General features: G+C 36.3%; 5 protein-coding genes and 1 pseudogene. 2 read left to right on the forward strand and 4 right to left on the reverse strand.

Annotated elements, in window-relative coordinates; genetic code table 11:
- Nucleotides 1-58: 58 nt before the first annotated feature.
- Nucleotides 59-421 carry a hypothetical protein gene (locus MCQ_RS07550; protein ID WP_420021781.1) on the forward strand — a complete coding sequence of 121 codons (363 nt, stop codon included), beginning with the start codon at nt 59-61 and terminating at the stop codon, nt 419-421.
- A gap of 12 nt (nt 422-433) precedes the next feature.
- Here the strand turns inward: MCQ_RS07550 and MCQ_RS07555 are convergent.
- Nucleotides 434-850: pseudogene (locus MCQ_RS07555) on the reverse strand (hypothetical protein); the annotation flags it as partial.
- Between the two features lie 211 nt (nt 851-1061).
- Here MCQ_RS07555 and MCQ_RS07560 point away from each other — a divergent pair.
- A complete protein-coding gene (locus tag MCQ_RS07560) occupies nt 1062-1655 on the forward strand; it encodes a hypothetical protein (RefSeq protein WP_006924574.1) in 594 nt (197 codons plus the stop codon).
- Nucleotides 1656-1667: 12 nt separating this feature from the next.
- Here the strand turns inward: MCQ_RS07560 and MCQ_RS07565 are convergent, their stop codons facing one another.
- From MCQ_RS07565 to ssb, 3 genes are all read right to left on the reverse strand, one after another.
- Entirely contained in the window at nt 1668-2210 is a 543-nt protein-coding gene (locus tag MCQ_RS07565; RefSeq protein ID WP_006924576.1) for a hypothetical protein, read from the reverse strand.
- A gap of 346 nt (nt 2211-2556) precedes the next feature.
- Entirely contained in the window at nt 2557-3099 is a 543-nt protein-coding gene (locus tag MCQ_RS07575) for a Panacea domain-containing protein (RefSeq protein WP_006924581.1), read from the reverse strand.
- 67 nt (nt 3100-3166) lie between these two features.
- Nucleotides 3167-3607 (reverse strand): single-stranded DNA-binding protein, encoded by a 441-nt coding sequence (gene ssb / locus MCQ_RS07580; RefSeq protein WP_006924582.1) that lies wholly within the window; start codon nt 3605-3607, stop codon nt 3167-3169.
- Nucleotides 3608-3770: the final 163 nt, after the last annotated feature.

Below are 3770 nucleotides of genomic sequence, written 5' to 3' on the forward strand. Positions count from 1 at the left end.
AACAACCGGTTATATTCCTTATTCTCCTATTGTTCAGTGCGCAAATAATGAGATTCCTATTTATCGTGGTTCTTCTATTATTAAATGTATTTCAAAGGAAGATACAGCAAGAAGGGATGTGCCAGATTTTGGTCCTAATATAAGGGTTATTCGCCGTATTCCCAAGAGTGAATATGAAGGATTGATAAATAATCATCTATCTAATCAGGAATTTTATTCTGAAAATGAAAACTATATAAATACGTACAGCAATTTGAAAAGAGACCAAATAATAGTGTGGTTCGTAGCAGGGTTTATAGTAATCACTCTAATGTCTCTTCCAATTAGTTTACTTTGGCGTTTCCAATTGAAAACTTCTGCATGTTTATTCGCAATAATGACAGCATTATTTGTTATCGCAATACCTTTGTATGCTGGTTAATAAACATCTTTTTTAATTAAGTATAACGCTTTTATGAAAATATTTTTGAAGCGCATTAAGAGCGATACCCAATGAACTCACGAGATGCGGTAACATTTGGTCTTCTACAATAAGATATTGTATAGCGGCGTAAAGATTATACTGTCTATAGAGGCATTGCGCTTCTTTTATTACCTCTTGCATATTTAAAAACTGCTCTGTAGCAAATTCTACCCACTTGTCTCTTGCCTTATCATCAGAAGAGGATGGCATTTCATCATAAACAGCGCTTGGCAGACCTTTTGCACAAAGATAGTCGTTTCTTATCTGTATATACTGTTGCGCAGCGTCGTATTGCTCTTGAGTGAGTTGACCTTGCAAACAAAGCCGCCCGATATAAGTACCAGAAAGCGGATTTTTCGCCTCTTGTAGCGTTAGACCAAAGCGCTTTAATACGCCCTCCCGATAATAAAAAACCCCGCATTTGCGGGGATTTAAAACTGCACCACCTCTCGTCTAGATACAATAGGACCAAGTACAGCAATGTCATTAAATACGATTTGCAACACATTGTCAACAAAAAAATGACACGTATTGATAGATTCAAAGGGAATCAGTTATAAAAAGAAACTCAATGTTTAAATAAAACAGTGGATACCCTATGTTAAAAAGCTTTATTTTATTAGGTACAATAATCAGCGCTTTTTTATTTACTAATCATGCAAATAGCGAACAATCAACCGGTTATATTCCTTATTCTCCTATTGTTGATGATGCATCAGATTATGATGGTATGTCTTCAGTGAAAAAGCGCTTTGGTAATCAAGGCAAAAAAACAACCGGTTATATTCCTTATTCTCCTATTGTTCAGTGCGCAAATAATGAGATTCCTATTTATCGTGGTTCTTCTATTATTAAATGTATTTCAAAGGAAGATACAGCAAGAAGGGATGTGCCAGATTTTGGTCCTAATATAAGGGTTATTCGCCGTATTCCCAAGAGTGAATATGAAGGATTGATAAATAATCATCTATCTAATCAGGAATTTTATTCTGAAAATGAAAACTATATAAATACGTACAGCAATTTGAAAAGAGACCAAATAATAGTGTGGTTCGTAGCAGGGTTTATAGTAATCACTCTAATGTCTCTTCCAATTAGTTTACTTTGGCGTTTCCAATTGAAAACTTCTGCATGTTTATTCGCAATAATGACAGCATTATTTGTTATCGCAATACCTTTGTATGCTGGTTAATAAACATCTTTTTTAATTAAGTATAACGCTTTTATGAAAATATTTTTGAAGCGCATTAAGAGCGATACCCAATGAACTCACGAGATGCGGTAACATTTGGTCTTCTACAATAAGATATTGTATAGCGGCGTAAAGATTATACTGTCTATAGAGGCATTGTGCTTCTTTTATTGCCTCTTGCATGTTTAAAAACTGTTCTGTAGCAAATTCTACCCACTTGTCTCTTGCCTTATCATCAGTTGACGAAGGCATTTCATCGTAAACGGCGCTTGGCAAGCCTTTAGCACAAAGGTAATTGTTTCTTATCTGTAGATACTGTTGCGCAGCGTCGTATTGCTCTTGAGTGAGTTGCCCCTGCAAACAAAGCCGCCCGATATAAGTACCAGAAAGCGGATTTTTCGCCTCTTGTAGCGTTAGACCAAAGCGCTTTGCACGGATTGCTATTGCCAATTTATCAATAGATTCACGTGGTGTTTTGGAACGTGAAATGCGTCCGTTTGGCTCTCTTACCTGCCCTGCTATTTTAGGGCGTCCCCTCTTTTTGTTTTTTTTCACCTATATCCCCAGATTCCTGTTTAATATTTTGCCAAATTTCCTCTGCTTTTGACATGAACTTTAGACTATAAAAGAGTAAAAAACCCAGAACGATCGATATTATAATTATAAGAGCGAGCTTAATTTCTAATGACTTTGATCCCAACATAGTTGTATTAATAAAGTTAAAAGCGTACCAAATAAAGTCCCCATTATTCCGTGACAACGACATGCAGACGTTGCGTGATCTTTTAATAGATTTATTTCTTGTTCTGTAACCGCATAATGAACGGTCCTCCTCGGTAGACAATCTGCAATCACTGTAACAGATTGATTTCCAACAGCATCACTTGCACGTTGAAGTTGCTTAAGTTGAATAAGATGAGGACGTTTCTTTTTTTCCCGACTCTTGTAAATACCCTTTAATTTTTTGCGTGAAATATTCTTTGATGTCATCGTCTTTTAGCTTCACACTAAATTGCCCAACATCGTATACTCTCTTCCACGGAGATCCTTCCTCATGAGATTCTTTACGCAAAAGCCAAGGTTCAAAATTCTTATAAGCATTCCAGACAATCTCTAATAACTGAACTGTATATTTATCAGCAGATTCTTTAGGAATTTTAGGAATCAAAATTTCTCCTGTCTCTAAATCAACTGTTCGAGAATAGCAATCGATAAAACGCCTTCCCCAATCTTTAAACTCATGATAGAGCGCTGGAATTACAGGACCGTGCTGCCATGCTTCTATGCGATCAGGAAAGAGACGCTCGCCTGTAGCAGCTAACATCCATCCATATGCAAGATAAACCAGTTTTATAAGCTTCATAGGAGAAATTTGGATATTCTCCTCACGTCCCTTTTCAAGAAAGAAGTTAGCAATTTGTTGAACTTGATACATATCATTCATAACCCACAAAATACACAACTTTACAGGATTGGTTTAACATGATCACTTTCCTCATTCAATAATGCCCTTAAAAAGGAACACCGTCATTTAAAGCGTTTTTCGGCATATCGAAAGGTCTCTGATAGCTTCTGTCATAAGGCGATGATTGCTCTTGATTATCATCATTTTTGCTGTCTAAAAGCTTCAAATCCCCTTTGTACTTAGTCAAGACAATCTCTGTTATGTAACGATCATGACCATTTTTATCTTGCCATTTACGGGTTTGGAGCTGCCCCTCGATGTAGACTTTGCTACCTTTGTTGAGATACTGGAGAGCAACTTTTGCTAAATGTGGATTAAAAATCACCACGGAATGCCATTCGGTCTTGTCTACTTTTTGATTGGTTGCCTTATCTGTATAGCTCTCAGACGTTGCCATACGAAAATTAACCACCTCACCACCAGAGGGCATTGTTTTGCTTTCTGGATTAGCTCCTAAGAACCCAATTAACATCACTTTATTAAGCATTTGCTTGCTATCCTTTATGGGAATGACTTTTGTCAACGAAACAAACTTTACCGCTGTATTATAATACCACATTATGGATTATGATTACAAATACAATTCATTATAACATACTGAATCTACAGTATGAATCAGATTTTTTATTTTTTAAATGGCTTGTGTTTTT

The sequence above is a fragment of the Candidatus Bartonella washoeensis Sb944nv genome (assembly GCF_000278135.1).
In the GTDB taxonomy this organism is placed as follows: Bacteria; Pseudomonadota; Alphaproteobacteria; order Rhizobiales; family Rhizobiaceae; genus Bartonella; species Bartonella washoeensis.